This is a genomic window from Clostridium tetanomorphum, assembly GCF_017873215.1.
GTDB lineage: Bacteria > Bacillota > Clostridia > Clostridiales > Clostridiaceae > Clostridium_AO > Clostridium_AO tetanomorphum.
The window spans coordinates 92,087-104,488 of the sequence record NZ_JAGGKA010000006.1; the positions used below are offsets into that span (position 1 = coordinate 92,087).

At 29.0% G+C, this 12,402-nt stretch carries 17 protein-coding genes; all 17 read right to left on the minus strand.

The features are described from left to right. Positions 1-619: 619 nt before the first annotated feature. Entirely contained in the window at positions 620-1,489 is an 870-nt protein-coding gene (locus J2Z24_RS07575) for a polyprenyl synthetase family protein (protein WP_035148669.1), read from the minus strand. Positions 1,490-1,543: 54 nt separating this feature from the next. Then, positions 1,544-1,768, minus strand: coding sequence for an exodeoxyribonuclease VII small subunit (locus J2Z24_RS07580; RefSeq protein ID WP_035148670.1), 225 nt, complete (start codon positions 1,766-1,768; stop codon positions 1,544-1,546). 45 nt (positions 1,769-1,813) lie between these two features. After that, entirely contained in the window at positions 1,814-3,010 is a 1,197-nt protein-coding gene (gene xseA, locus J2Z24_RS07585) for an exodeoxyribonuclease VII large subunit (RefSeq protein WP_035148671.1), read from the minus strand. Beyond that, positions 3,000-3,845, minus strand: coding sequence for a tetrahydrofolate dehydrogenase/cyclohydrolase catalytic domain-containing protein (locus tag J2Z24_RS07590; RefSeq protein ID WP_035148672.1), 846 nt, complete (start codon positions 3,843-3,845; stop codon positions 3,000-3,002). Before J2Z24_RS07590 ends, xseA begins: the two co-directional genes overlap by 11 nt. Positions 3,846-3,863: 18 nt before the next feature. Beyond that, positions 3,864-4,325: a transcription antitermination factor NusB gene (gene nusB, locus J2Z24_RS07595; RefSeq protein WP_035148673.1), complete on the minus strand. Its 462-nt coding sequence runs from the start codon at positions 4,323-4,325 to the stop codon at positions 3,864-3,866. Between the two features lie 116 nt (positions 4,326-4,441). Further along, on the minus strand, positions 4,442-4,837 hold the full coding sequence (locus tag J2Z24_RS07600; protein WP_035148674.1) for an Asp23/Gls24 family envelope stress response protein: 396 nt from the start codon (positions 4,835-4,837) through the stop codon (positions 4,442-4,444). A 112-nt stretch (positions 4,838-4,949) separates the two neighbouring features. Next, positions 4,950-5,453 (minus strand): SpoIIIAH-like family protein, encoded by a 504-nt coding sequence (locus tag J2Z24_RS07605; protein WP_035148675.1) that lies wholly within the window; start codon positions 5,451-5,453, stop codon positions 4,950-4,952. A gap of 59 nt (positions 5,454-5,512) precedes the next feature. After that, positions 5,513-6,127 (minus strand): stage III sporulation protein AG, encoded by a 615-nt coding sequence (spoIIIAG, locus tag J2Z24_RS07610; protein WP_035148676.1) that lies wholly within the window; start codon positions 6,125-6,127, stop codon positions 5,513-5,515. Positions 6,128-6,140: 13 nt separating this feature from the next. Beyond that, positions 6,141-6,725 carry a stage III sporulation protein AF gene (spoIIIAF, locus tag J2Z24_RS07615; RefSeq protein WP_035148677.1) on the minus strand — a complete coding sequence of 195 codons (585 nt, stop codon included), beginning with the start codon at positions 6,723-6,725 and terminating at the stop codon, positions 6,141-6,143. Positions 6,726-6,729: 4 nt separating this feature from the next. Next, positions 6,730-7,890, minus strand: coding sequence for a stage III sporulation protein AE (spoIIIAE, locus tag J2Z24_RS07620; RefSeq protein WP_035148678.1), 1,161 nt, complete (start codon positions 7,888-7,890; stop codon positions 6,730-6,732). A 9-nt stretch (positions 7,891-7,899) separates the two neighbouring features. After that, positions 7,900-8,286, minus strand: a complete 387-nt coding sequence (gene spoIIIAD / locus J2Z24_RS07625) for a stage III sporulation protein AD (RefSeq protein ID WP_035148680.1) — start codon at positions 8,284-8,286, stop codon at positions 7,900-7,902. 9 nt (positions 8,287-8,295) lie between these two features. Beyond that, entirely contained in the window at positions 8,296-8,493 is a 198-nt protein-coding gene (gene spoIIIAC / locus J2Z24_RS07630) for a stage III sporulation protein AC (protein WP_035148682.1), read from the minus strand. Between the two features lie 16 nt (positions 8,494-8,509). Beyond that, a complete protein-coding gene (gene spoIIIAB / locus J2Z24_RS07635; protein ID WP_035148683.1) occupies positions 8,510-9,028 on the minus strand; it encodes a stage III sporulation protein SpoIIIAB in 519 nt (172 codons plus the stop codon). A gap of 1 nt (position 9,029) precedes the next feature. Beyond that, positions 9,030-9,947: a stage III sporulation protein AA gene (spoIIIAA, locus tag J2Z24_RS07640; protein ID WP_173680332.1), complete on the minus strand. Its 918-nt coding sequence runs from the start codon at positions 9,945-9,947 to the stop codon at positions 9,030-9,032. Positions 9,948-10,095: 148 nt separating this feature from the next. Continuing rightward, entirely contained in the window at positions 10,096-10,497 is a 402-nt protein-coding gene (locus tag J2Z24_RS07645) for a CD1247 N-terminal domain-containing protein (protein ID WP_035148685.1), read from the minus strand. Positions 10,498-10,586: 89 nt separating this feature from the next. Next, positions 10,587-11,144, minus strand: coding sequence for an elongation factor P (efp, locus tag J2Z24_RS07650; protein ID WP_035148687.1), 558 nt, complete (start codon positions 11,142-11,144; stop codon positions 10,587-10,589). A gap of 73 nt (positions 11,145-11,217) precedes the next feature. After that, positions 11,218-12,285 (minus strand): M24 family metallopeptidase, encoded by a 1,068-nt coding sequence (locus tag J2Z24_RS07655; RefSeq protein ID WP_035148689.1) that lies wholly within the window; start codon positions 12,283-12,285, stop codon positions 11,218-11,220. Positions 12,286-12,402: the final 117 nt, after the last annotated feature.

Below are 12,402 nucleotides of genomic sequence, written 5' to 3' on the forward strand. Positions count from 1 at the left end.
TCTGCTATGTCACCATAAACAGGACTAGATTACCACTTAGTCCGCACTGCAATCCTCAAAATACTTCCTTATGGAACAGTCTAGGAGATTTCCTCAACAGTTAGGTATTCTTCTAGCCTCTTTTGCAGTATAGGTTTCAGTAAGCAAAGCCTTCAAACTTTTGGCCAAAATTTAAAGGTGTTATTACCTCTCCCTACACCACTCAAGGCAGGCTACACTGCACATAGCTTTTACACCACAATACAGGTTTAATCCGTTTTCGTGCAATAGGCGACTAACCTAAAACACAAATAACGGTCTCCACAGAAGTAGGGTCAGTTGTCGCATGCCATTGCGGCCGCCCCATCTTCCTTACTCCCAGCACCAACCCATGACTGGGCGTCATAAGCCAGCACAAGGAACTTCATCGATATGCCCTTTGGCGGATTTTTAGCCCCGCCTTCAAAGAATACTTACCTGACTAGAATACTGCGCCACCTTTCCTATTAAGATTAACTAAACTAAATTTTATATAAACTTATGTTAACTTCAAAATATTACTTATATATTCATAAATAGGCATAATTATTAATGCTGATATTTCTTAATTTTACAGTATGAAATATATAAAGTCAATGTGCTAATAATCTCTTTTTAATAGAAATAAAGTTAATTCTTCTAATTTAGAAGTATCTTTATCTATATTATTTAAAAGCTCTACACACTGCTCTGTTAATTCACAACACATGTTTTTACATTTTTCTAATCCATATATACTAACAAAGGTATTTTTATTGTGATATTGATCCTTTTTGGTTGTCTTCCCCAACTTAGATTCATTACCTACAACATCTAAAATATCATCTTTAATCTGAAAAGCCAAGCCCAATTTTTCACCAAATTCCTGTAAAATATTTAAATCCTTTTCCTCTGCTTCTCCTAATACACTACCAGATAGTATAGCTACTTTTATAAGCTCACCAGTTTTTTTTCTATGCATATAATATAATTCTTCTATATTTATGTTCTTATTTTCTCCTAAAATATCTACTACCTGTCCTCCTATCATACCATCGGCTCCTGAAGCCTCTCCTATTAAACTAGCTGCTTTAACCCAGCTTTTTCCGTTACTTAAAGAATTTTTAAGTAAAATATTAAAAGCTTCATTTAATAATGCATCTCCTGCAAGTATTGCTAACGCCTCTCCAAATACTTTATGATTAGTTGGTTTTCCTCTTCTTAAATCATCGTTATCCATAGCTGGTAAATCATCATGTATAAGAGAATAGGTATGTATCATTTCTAAAGCACAAGCTGCAGGAAGAATCTTTTTATAATCCTTGTCATACATTTCATAGGTAAGTAGCATAAGAATAGGCCTTATTCTCTTTCCCCCAACATTTATACTATAAGCCATAGCTTCATATATTTTTTTATTATAGGAGCCTTTATTCTTTAGGTATTCATATAAATAATCATCTATTTCTTTTTTAATTTTTTCTATGCACATTATTTCACCCCATTTTACAAAGAATAAACTTAAATAGTTTATATAAAAAACTATTTAGTGTTCTATTATTTCATTAAATTCTTTTTCTCCTTCTTTTGTAAGAATCTTAATTTTCCCTTCAGCTTCATCTAACATTTTATATAATTTATTACAAGTCTTTATTCCCTCTTCATATTTTTTCATAGAATCTTCCAATGATAGTTCCCCTGTATCCATTGAGTCTACAATATCTTCTAATTTCTTTATGAGGTTTTCATAATTTTCTGTTTTCTTAGGCATATATTCACCACCTTTTTAGACAAATAGTTAAAACTTTACTTTTATTCAACTCTTCACTATATTAAAGTTATTTTCCCCATCTTTTAACTTAATTTTTATACTTTTAGTTTCATTTAACTTATCTATGCTATTAATTATATTATTCTTTTCATCCTGTATTATAGCATAGCCCTTGTTTAATATATTTAAAGGATTATGTGCAGATAATAAAGATTTCATATTATTAAGCTTCTCTTTTTGCATATCTACTTCCCTTTTAATCTTATAATTCAATGTATCCTTGAATGTATCTATTCTATTATATTCATTCACTATATTTTTGCTAGGACTATTTAAATTTAGAGTTTTCTTAAGAAGATTAACTTGATTTATTCTTTCTTTTATATTATTTAAAGCATTAATTTGTAAATCTTTTTTATAGTTTTCTATCATAGTTTCCAATTGTTCCAAATCAAATACTGCTATTTCCGCCGCTGCTGATGGGGTAGGAGCTCTTCTATCACTAACAAAATCTACTATTGTATAATCTATTTCATGACCTACTCCTGTAATAATAGGTATTTTTGAATTAAATATTGTTCTTCCTAGCTTTTCATCATTGAAGGCCCATAATTCTTCTATGGACCCTCCTCCCCTTGCAATTATTATGATGTCTATATCCTTTCTTCTATTTAACTCCTCTATTCCCTTAATTATTTCTTCACTAGCATCTATCCCCTGTACCGCTGCAGGATATACCAAAATTTCACATTTATTATTTCTTCTTTTAACAACATTTATTATATCTCTTATTGCCGCTCCAGTAGGAGAGGTTACTATTCCTATTTTTCTTACATATTTGGGTATATCCTTTTTATATTTTGAATCAAAAAGTCCTTCTTCTTCTAATTTCTTTTTCAACTTTTCAAAGGATACATATAGTTCTCCTAATCCCTCTGGCTGAATATCTTCACAATAAAGCTGATATACTCCTTCTTTACTGTATAATGATACTTTTCCTTTTACTATAACTTTCATACCATTTTCAGGAGTAAACTTTAGTGAATTAGCATAACTTCTAAACATAACACAATTTATTTTGCTAAAAGAATCCTTTAGCGAGAAATATATATGTCCAGAAGAATGTAACTTAAAATTAGAAATTTCTCCACTGACAGAAGCATTATTTAAAATAAAATCGTTATCTATAACCTTTTTAATATAATTATTTACATCTGATACCGTTAGGGTTTTAATATACATTATTCAAAACCTCACATGTATTTTTTATAAGCATTATAGGAGTCATAGATCCTACTCCTCCTGGAACTGGTGTAATAAAGCTAGCTTTAGGTAATACTTTTTCATAATCCACATCTCCTACCATCTTTCCATTGACCACAGAAAATCCTACATCAATTACTACAGCTCCATCTTTTATAAAATCTTCTGTTACAAATTTGCCTTTTCCTATAGCAGACACTAAAATGTCGGCTTCTCTACATATTTTTTCAATGTTATTTGTTTTTGAGTGGCATATAGTTACTGTTGCATCTTCATTTACCAATAACTGTGCTACTGGTTTTCCTACTATAGTACTTCTTCCTAACACTACAGCATTTTTACCACTTATTTTAATGCCAGTACTTTTTATCAGCTCTATTATCCCTTGAGCTGTACATGGAAGAAAACACTTTTCTCCTTTATAAAATTTACCTGCATTTACATCTGTTAATCCATCTACATCCTTTAAATGATTTATTCTATTTATAATCTTTTCTTCATTAAGATATTCAGGTAATGGAAGTTGAAGTATTATTCCATCTATATTATCATCTATGTTTAGTTTATCTATAGTTTCTAATACACTTCCCTCTGGAACATTTTCTTCTAAAATTATGCTTTTAAATTCAACTCCTACTTCTTCACATAGTTTGCTCTGATTTTTTATGTAAAATAATGAGCCCTTATCCTTACCTATTAATATACTAGCAATACAAGGTGGTCTCAATCCATTTTCTACTCTATGTACCATGAAATTTTTTAACTTCTCCTTATAGCTAATAGCAACCTCTTTCCCATAAATAGCTACTCCCATTTAAACTACAACTCCTCTTTATTGTTCTTTTACTATCTTATCTAATACTGCATTGATAAAAGCTGGTGATTTATCTTCTCCATATTTCTTTGCTAACTCTACCGCTTCATTTATTGAAACCTTATTTGGTATATTTTCTTCAAATAATATCTCATAAGTTGCTAGCCTTAAAATGGCTAAATCTACCTTAGCCAATCTATTTAGTTTCCAGTTACTAAGATATTTCTCTATTGTTTCATCAATTTTCTTTTCATTATCCTGTATGCCCTTCAGTAACCTAATAATATAACCCATATCAACTTCATCTAAATCCGTACTTTCAGGATCCTTTTCTTTTTTTATTCCCATTAATTCAGTTACATTTTCCTCTTCCTTATTTGCTTCTTTTAAATCCTCCAATATATTTATGTACTCTTCTTTTTTTATAATCATCTCAAATAAAAGTTTCATAGTAACTTCTCTAGTTTTTGTTCTGTTCATCATATTCCTCCTATATACTTATCATATTTAAAATTATTGTCATATAATTCATAATTATACTAACTTATTTATAACATGGAAACACCCTCTGAAAACAGAGGGTGATTAAACTTTCTTTACTCTTCTAATTCTGCTACATTATTTTCTTCTGATTTAGGAATTAATACATTTTGTACATGTATATTTACTGCTGCTACAGTAAGACCTGTCATAGATTCAACTGCTCTTCGTACATTTTCCTGTACTTTAAGTGCTACGTCAGGAATTCTTATTCCATATTCTATAACAATATATAAATCTATAGTGGCATTATTTTCCCCAACAGTTACCTTTACTCCCTTTGATAAATTCTTTTTGCCTGTTAATATTTGTGTAATTCCGCCTACAGGACCTGCACTCATTCCAACTACTCCTTTTATTTCCGTTGTGGCAAGACCTGCTATAACTCCTATTACTTCATCTGATATCTTAACTATACCCATATCCATTTCATTATTCATATTCTCTTCCATATTTTCTACCCCCTGGTTCTTTTTTATTTTATCTTCCAGCTAATTCTTCCATATACCTCTCCCTCATTATTAGGTATATTATATCAAATACCTTTTATTTTTACAATTATTATTACTTAGTTTGGATTTCCACATCTTTTATTTTAGTTTCATTCATTACTACACTTTGTATTTCCTTTAGCTGTTTGTCTGTTAACTTTTCACTGGATTTAACTGTTATAGTTGCTTTGTTTTCATTTAAAAGACATACTACATCATCATAACCTTTTGCTTGAAGATTTAATTCAATTTTATTTTCATAATTTACGGCCATAGCTAAAGCTGCATATTTTTCTGCTGTCTTATCCCTTTGCTGTTGAGATATGTTCTTATCTTCCATTATGCTCTTTAAACTCTGTAATGTTTGCGCATTTCTATTATCTCTTGACATTTTTGCTTCTGCAAAATAATTAGAGCTGTTGGAATTTTTCTTATTATCATTGTTCTTCAAAGAAATAGCACTTTTTTCGCCTTCTCCCTGAACATATAATGGATTATTTAGTCTTGTTGCTAATAGCCCCATGCATACAATAAGAGCTAATAATGTGACAATAATAACAGCCTGTTTTTTATTCATAAAAAATTCCCCCTATCTTTCTTTCTACAAAATTATATGCTTTAAACTTAAAATATATACTATTTTTTCATTGGATAAACATTAACCTTATTATCAGGTATATTGAAAAGATTGATAACTGCCTTCTTTATTCTATATTCTGTAACTTTATTTTCAGCCCCTTCAGCTACTATAAATACTCCTGTTACTTTAGGTTTATTCTTTTTGACTATCAAAGGTTGAGTTTTATCTCCATTATTAGTTATAACCACTGTAGAACCATTATTTTTTTGTGTTGTTTGCCTCCTCCCTCCTTCATTATCTATTTCTTCTGTAGAGTTAGTTGAATCATTTATATTTACTGCTGGTATTTGCTCCTCCCCACTAGCAAAATAAATCATTACTTCTACTCTACCAACCCCATCTGTTTGTTGTAATATATTCTTTAGTTCATTTTTTAACTCTTTTTCAGTTTCTTCTTCTGGTTCTTTTATGGGCTCCTCTACTTGATCATTATTATTGTTTTTGGACACTGTTTCCTTAACTGAATTACCTGTAGTCTTAAAAAAGCTTCCTGTTATTAGAATAAGTACTCCTATGAGAAAAACAATAAGTAAATTAATAGTAGTTTTATTACTCAGCCCCTTCTTCCCTTCATTCTTTTTAAGTTTTTCTAAAAGCTTTTTAAGATCCATGGTTTCCCTCCTTTTAAATCTTATATATGTTAATAATATTCTTATGAATCTTTAATTCTTTACTTAAATACTCTCTAATATCGTTAGTCATTTTGTCTTTATCCTCTTTATTTAGTTCATTATTTTTTTTAAAGTTTATTTGTACTTTTTTTACCTTCCTAATCTTTTTATCTTTTATCCCTATATTTACGTTTTTTATATTAAACTTATTATCCTCTTCGCTATATTCTGCCTTTACCTGAACTTTTGAATTTATCCCTTCAAATCTATCTTTAATTTTTTCCTCTACTATCTTCTCTAAGTTTGCTTCAAAAGTTTTAATAGTATTTTCTACACTTTTTTCTTTATATTCCTTTAAATCATTTTTATAGCTCTCTTCATCAATAGATTTAGATATGTTATTACTATATATGTTAATATCAAAATTCTTATTAAATATTTTAATCAATGGATTTATTAAAACCGTTATAAGTATCAATCCCAAAACAAATTTTGAATACTTTTTAAGACTATTATCTGGAAGTAACATTTCAACTGCAGTAATAAATAACACTACTGTTGATATATTTACTATCCATGCTCTTAAAGTTTCAATCACATTTTCATCCTCCTATAGCAATTTTCCCTCCTGCAGCAACTATACAAATCATTATAAAAAACATTACAGATACACATATAAGACAAGAAGTAATCAATATAAGTGAATCTCCTGCAGAACCTATACAATTTACAAGTCTTTTGTCTCCTATAGGTTCTATTAAAGCTGCAGTCAATTTATATAAGAGTGCCGTTACCAATATTTTCAACACTGGAAGTATTACTATCAATATAAGAATAACTAAACCTATGCTACTTAGTGAATTTTTTAATAGCAGTGAATACCCTGCCACAGTAGCAACTGCATCAGAAAGGCATTTTCCTACTATTGGAACAAAATTATCCACAGCATATTTAGCTGTCTTAGCCACTACTTGATCTAAAGTTTTAGAAGCAATTCCTCTCACCGTCATTATTCCTATAAATATGGTCATTAATATACCTTGTCCCCATAATACTATTTGGTTTAAAAGCTTTGTTAATTTATCTATCTTGTACTCTTCAGTAATATTATTTACAAACTGTAATACAAAGGTCATAGATATTAAAGGAATAAGTATATTAGAAAACAGCCTAGCACTTATATTTATGGTTCCTATTATAATTGGATCCATTACCGCAGCTTCTGCTATTCCTCCTATGCTGACAAGAAGCATTAAAATTACTGGTATTAAAGCTAACATAAAGTCTGACATTTTATTTATAGTATCTCTGGCTAAATCCACTCCAATATAAAAACTTCTGGCCATAATAATTATTATTAATGAATAACATGCAAAATAAGCTATATTAGATAAATTTTCATTGGTAAAAGCCTTTTCTAAATTAGTTATTAATGCACAGATTATGGATATAATAACAAGTATAGACATAAGTTTTATAGATAAAGCTGTTTCCCTTAATAAATAGGATATAATAGCTTTAGAAAATTTTTTTATTGAAAATTTACCTTCCCCTTTTTTCATATAATTATTTACATAATTTTTAATATCCATATCCTTCATCAATTCATGTTCGCTCTTCATATTTGTAATATAATCATACAATTGTTCAACTTCTTTATTGCTTTTATATGAAGCTTCTTCGTTAGAAGATGCTTGTACATTATAAGGAGTAAAAAAAATTGTGATAAAAATTGTTAATAAAATTATTATCCATTTCTTCATGTTTCTCTCCTACATTATCCTTAATATTGACTGCAAAACTGCCATAAGAATTGGTACAGCCAATACAAGTATTAATATTTTACCTGCAAATTCTACTTTTGACGCAATACTTGATTGTCCAGCATCTTTACATATTTCACTACAAAAAGAAGCTAAATAGGCAATTCCTAATATTTTAAATACTGTAGTTAAATATATAAAATCTATGTTAGCTTTCAATGCAAGTTGCTGTAGTAAATTCATAACGGATGTTATTTTATTTATCATAAAAAGGAAAATTAAAACTCCCGTACATATGCTTATTTGTATAGCTAATTCTTCTTTTTTACTATCCTTTACTATGATAACAATAAATAAAGATATAAAAGCAAAAGCAACTATTTTCACTATTTCCATAGCTTCCTCCTATAACTGGAACATAGTTTTAACCACATTAAATAATTTATTTACTAAATTTATTACCATCATTAAAATTATAACTATTCCAGCTAAATTAGTTATTACTGCATAATCATCATATCCACTAGTTTTCAGTATTTTATCAAGTATAATAACTAGAATACTTACCGCCCCTATTTTAAATATTAAATTAATATCTAACATCCCAATCTTCCCCCTTTTAAATAAACATAATTATAATAATCATGCCTAATGTAAAACCTAAGTATCTATACATCTTTACATTTTTTTTCATAGATACTTCAGCTTCTATTATTTGTTTCTTTAAATTTTCTAAAGTTAGAGAAAACATTCTTTTTTGTCCTTCAATGTCTGATTCCCCAAGAGTTTTTCCAAGACTTAAAATTATATCCTTATCTTCTTTATTTATATATAAAAATTCATTTACTTCTATAAATGCTTTTTCAAATGCTTCATATACACTATCTACTTTATTTGAATACAACATATCTGATATAATTTTAAAAAATTCATTTAAAGGATAACTACTTTTTTCATATACATTAAACAAAGAAGCCGGTAGAGGAGTATGGGTATATATTATTTCATTTTGCAATTGGTGTATGTCTCTTTCCATTTCTTTTAGCTGAAATGTCCTTTTTTTAAATCTCTCACTAAATATAAATCCTATCCATACAGATGAAATTAACACCAATACACTTCCTGTAAACTTTAACATATTACCTCCTTATAATTACCTTTTCATCATTAAAGTTATATATATATTCTATAGTTCCTACACCCTCTTTATTGCTTAAAACAACAGCTATTTTAAAAACTTTATTATTTATAATTTCTTTAAAAACTGATCTTTCATAAAGATCATCTATTCCATATCCATGTATAGTTGTTATAAGATTTACTCCTGAGTTCATTGCCATTATCATACTATCTACATCTTGTACTGTCCCTATCTCATCACATATTATTACATCTGGAGACATACTTCTTATAGCCATCATCATTCCTTTACTTTTAGGGCAGCTATCTAAAACATCTGTTCTTAATCCTACTTTCAGTTGAGGCACTCCATTAAAACAAGCAGCTATCTCACTTCTTTCATCAATAACAGATACTTTCCTTCCTTTAAAATTCATATCATTAATTCCATTAGATACATTCCTAGCTATATCTCTTAAAAGAGTAGTTTTTCCACACTTTGGTGGAGAAATAATAATTGTATTTTGTATAGTATTTTTTCCAATTATATAAGTCATTATTTTATTAGAACACCCAATAACTTCTTTACATATCCTTATATTTAAAGAAGCTGGTTCTCTAATAGTTTTAATTTCATTATTTTCCAGTACACATCTTCCACATATACCTACTCTATGTCCGCCTTTTATAGTTATATATCCTTGTCTTATTTCCTCATCATATGCATAAATAGAGTAATTACTCATCCTTTGTAAAATACTTTTAATATCTTCTAGAGAAGCTACATAATTTGTTATAATTTCTTTTTCTCCTACCTGTAAAATAATTTGTGATTCTGCTCTTATTCTAATTTCCTGTAGATTGTTAACATTGTGTAAGCTAATACACTTTTTTATATTGTCAGGTAATATATGTAATACTTCTTTAGTGTTTATCATTTTTATCCTCCTCTCTTATTAAAAGGTATTTTTTTTAAAGTAAAAATATGCCTATGAGCAAAAATTTTTATAAATAATTTATAATCTTACATATAAAAAACAGGTTGATTTTATTAATAAAATCAACCTGTTTTTATGTAATTAATCTCTAATCACATTCTTCACAATCACAATTTAAATGAAGTTTAATTTCTTTATGACAATTAGGACAAGTTATCTTATCTTTTCCTTGAAGAATTGCTGTATCAATATATACAGTTTCACCACAATTATCACAAGTCATATCTACAAAATCTTCAATTTCCTCCTCATCATAATTATCATCTTCATCATACAAGTCATCTTCTAAAGAAGTTAAATCCTCATCCAAAGCGTCAACATAGTCTTGAATATCTCTCTGAGAGTCTTTAATCTCTTCAATTTCTTCTGCCATTTCATTCAAAACATTAACTATCTCTCTAACTACTTTTCCCTCTTTGCTTTCCGCGTCTATCCCTAGTCCGTCAACTAATCCGTTTAAATAAGAAACTTTTGAAGTCATTGAATCCATAAATTCCACTTCCTTTTTATTTATTTATTTAAAAACAACGGCATACATATATGTATGCCGTTATTAAAATAGGCTGTTTATAGTATAGCCTAAACTCTTTCCATATATTCACCTGTTCTTGTGTCTATTCTTATAATATCGCCCTCATTTACGAATAATGGAACTGAAACTACAGCACCAGTTTCAACAGTAGCTGGCTTTAATACATTTGTTGCAGTATTTCCTTTTGCTCCTGGTTCTGTATGAGTTATCTGCAATTCAACAAAGTTTGGAGCTTCCACTGAAAAAGCTTCTCCTTTATAAAACTTTATCACCGCAAACATATTTTCTTTTAAGAACTTTATTGCATCTTCAACCTGATCAAAATTTAATGGAATTTGCTCGAAAGTTTCTTGATCCATAAAGTAATATAATTCTCCGTCAGAATATAAATACTGCATTTCTTTTCTTTCTATTACAGCTTCTTGGAATTTAGCTGTTGGGTTAAATGTTGTTTCAGTAACTCCACCAGACATAACATTTTTCAATTTTACCCTTACGAAAGCTGCTCCTTTACCAGGTTTTACATGTAAAAAATCTACTACTGTATAAACTTGTCCATCTAATTCAAAAGTTGTTCCTTTTCTTATATCTCCTGCTGATATCATTTTTAAGTATCCCTCCAAAACTATTAATTCATTTATATTATAACCTTATCAGGTAAGTTAATACTTATTAATTTTATATACATATCATACTTTTTGGTGATTTTGAAAGTACCTCACATCCATCTTCTGTAATAAGAATTAAATCCTCTATTCTTACCCCAAATTCATTCGGCAAATAAATACCTGGTTCATCTGTAACTATCATTCCAGATTGAAGTATTATATTTCCCATAGGGCTTACTCTAGGATTTTCATGTATCTCCCTTCCTACTCCATGACCTAAACCATGACCAAAGTAATCACCATATCCATTTTCTTTTATAATGTCTCTAGCAATTTTATCAACTTCTGCACCTGTTACACCAGGCTTAAAAAATTTCAAAGCAGATTCTTGAGCTTTCAAAACTATATTATATACTTTTTCCATTTTTTCTGTAGCATTTCCCATAACTATAGTTCTAGTCATATCTGAACAATATTCATTATATATACATCCAAAATCTAATGTTAAGAAATCCCCCATTTTTATTACCTTATCTGTAGGTTGGCCATGAGGCAATGAGGATCTTTCCCCTGAAGCCACTATAGAAGGAAAGGATACTCCACTAGCTCCAAATCTCTTTAACCAATATTCTAATTCCACTCCAACTTCTTTTTCTGTCATTCCAGGCTTAACAAACTGCAGTATCTTTAGAAATGCTTGATCTGCAATAGATGCTGCTTTTTTTATTGCCTCAATTTCATCATTGTCCTTTATTAATCTTAACTCCTCTACCATTCCTTCTATTGGCACAAGATCACAATCTATTTTTTCTTTATATGTACTATAAGACTTATAAGTAAGTATATTTTCCTCAAAACCAAGAGTTTTTATCCCTAGTTCTTTGACTAAATCCCTTAAATAATCTTCTATTCTTCCTTTATATTCTCTTATACTATAACCTTTAACTTGATTTATAGCCTGCTCAATATATCTTGAATCAGTAATAAAAACTGCCTTATCTAAACTAATAATAACAAAGCTTTCATCACCAGTAAAACCACTCATATAATTTCTATTAGGATCTCCTATTAACAAGACACCATCTAGACCCTTTTCTCTCATTTTTTTCCTTAATTTATCAATTCTCTTTTGGAACATATTTTCACCCCCAAATACAGCTATCAATGCTGAACAATGATATTTTATCAAAACTTGTGATTATTTGCAAATAATATTGCATAATATTTTCTATGCCAAACCTGTTTTTATCATTAA

Coding starts and splice junctions, on each gene's coding strand:
- spoIIIAB (WP_035148683.1), bottom strand. CDS start 9,028: ATGTTAAAGTTTACAGGAAGTGTATTGGTGTTAATTTCATCTGTATGG.
- efp (WP_035148687.1), bottom strand. CDS start 11,144: ATGATATCAGCAGGAGATATAAGAAAAGGAACAACTTTTGAATTAGAT.
- J2Z24_RS07600 (WP_035148674.1), bottom strand. CDS start 4,837: ATGGAAGAGAATATGAATAATGAAATGGATATGGGTATAGTTAAGATA.
- spoIIIAE (WP_035148678.1), bottom strand. CDS start 7,890: ATGAAGAAATGGATAATAATTTTATTAACAATTTTTATCACAATTTTT.
- nusB (WP_035148673.1), bottom strand. CDS start 4,325: ATGAACAGAACAAAAACTAGAGAAGTTACTATGAAACTTTTATTTGAG.
- J2Z24_RS07575 (WP_035148669.1), bottom strand. CDS start 1,489: ATGTGCATAGAAAAAATTAAAAAAGAAATAGATGATTATTTATATGAA.
- J2Z24_RS07655 (WP_035148689.1), bottom strand. CDS start 12,285: ATGTTCCAAAAGAGAATTGATAAATTAAGGAAAAAAATGAGAGAAAAG.
- J2Z24_RS07605 (WP_035148675.1), bottom strand. CDS start 5,453: ATGAATAAAAAACAGGCTGTTATTATTGTCACATTATTAGCTCTTATT.
- spoIIIAC (WP_035148682.1), bottom strand. CDS start 8,493: ATGTTAGATATTAATTTAATATTTAAAATAGGGGCGGTAAGTATTCTA.
- spoIIIAD (WP_035148680.1), bottom strand. CDS start 8,286: ATGGAAATAGTGAAAATAGTTGCTTTTGCTTTTATATCTTTATTTATT.
- spoIIIAG (WP_035148676.1), bottom strand. CDS start 6,127: ATGGATCTTAAAAAGCTTTTAGAAAAACTTAAAAAGAATGAAGGGAAG.
- spoIIIAA (WP_173680332.1), bottom strand. CDS start 9,947: ATGATAAACACTAAAGAAGTATTACATATATTACCTGACAATATAAAA.
- xseA (WP_035148671.1), bottom strand. CDS start 3,010: ATGTATATTAAAACCCTAACGGTATCAGATGTAAATAATTATATTAAA.
- J2Z24_RS07645 (WP_035148685.1), bottom strand. CDS start 10,497: ATGGATTCAATGACTTCAAAAGTTTCTTATTTAAACGGATTAGTTGAC.
- J2Z24_RS07590 (WP_035148672.1), bottom strand. CDS start 3,845: ATGGGAGTAGCTATTTATGGGAAAGAGGTTGCTATTAGCTATAAGGAG.
- J2Z24_RS07580 (WP_035148670.1), bottom strand. CDS start 1,768: ATGCCTAAGAAAACAGAAAATTATGAAAACCTCATAAAGAAATTAGAA.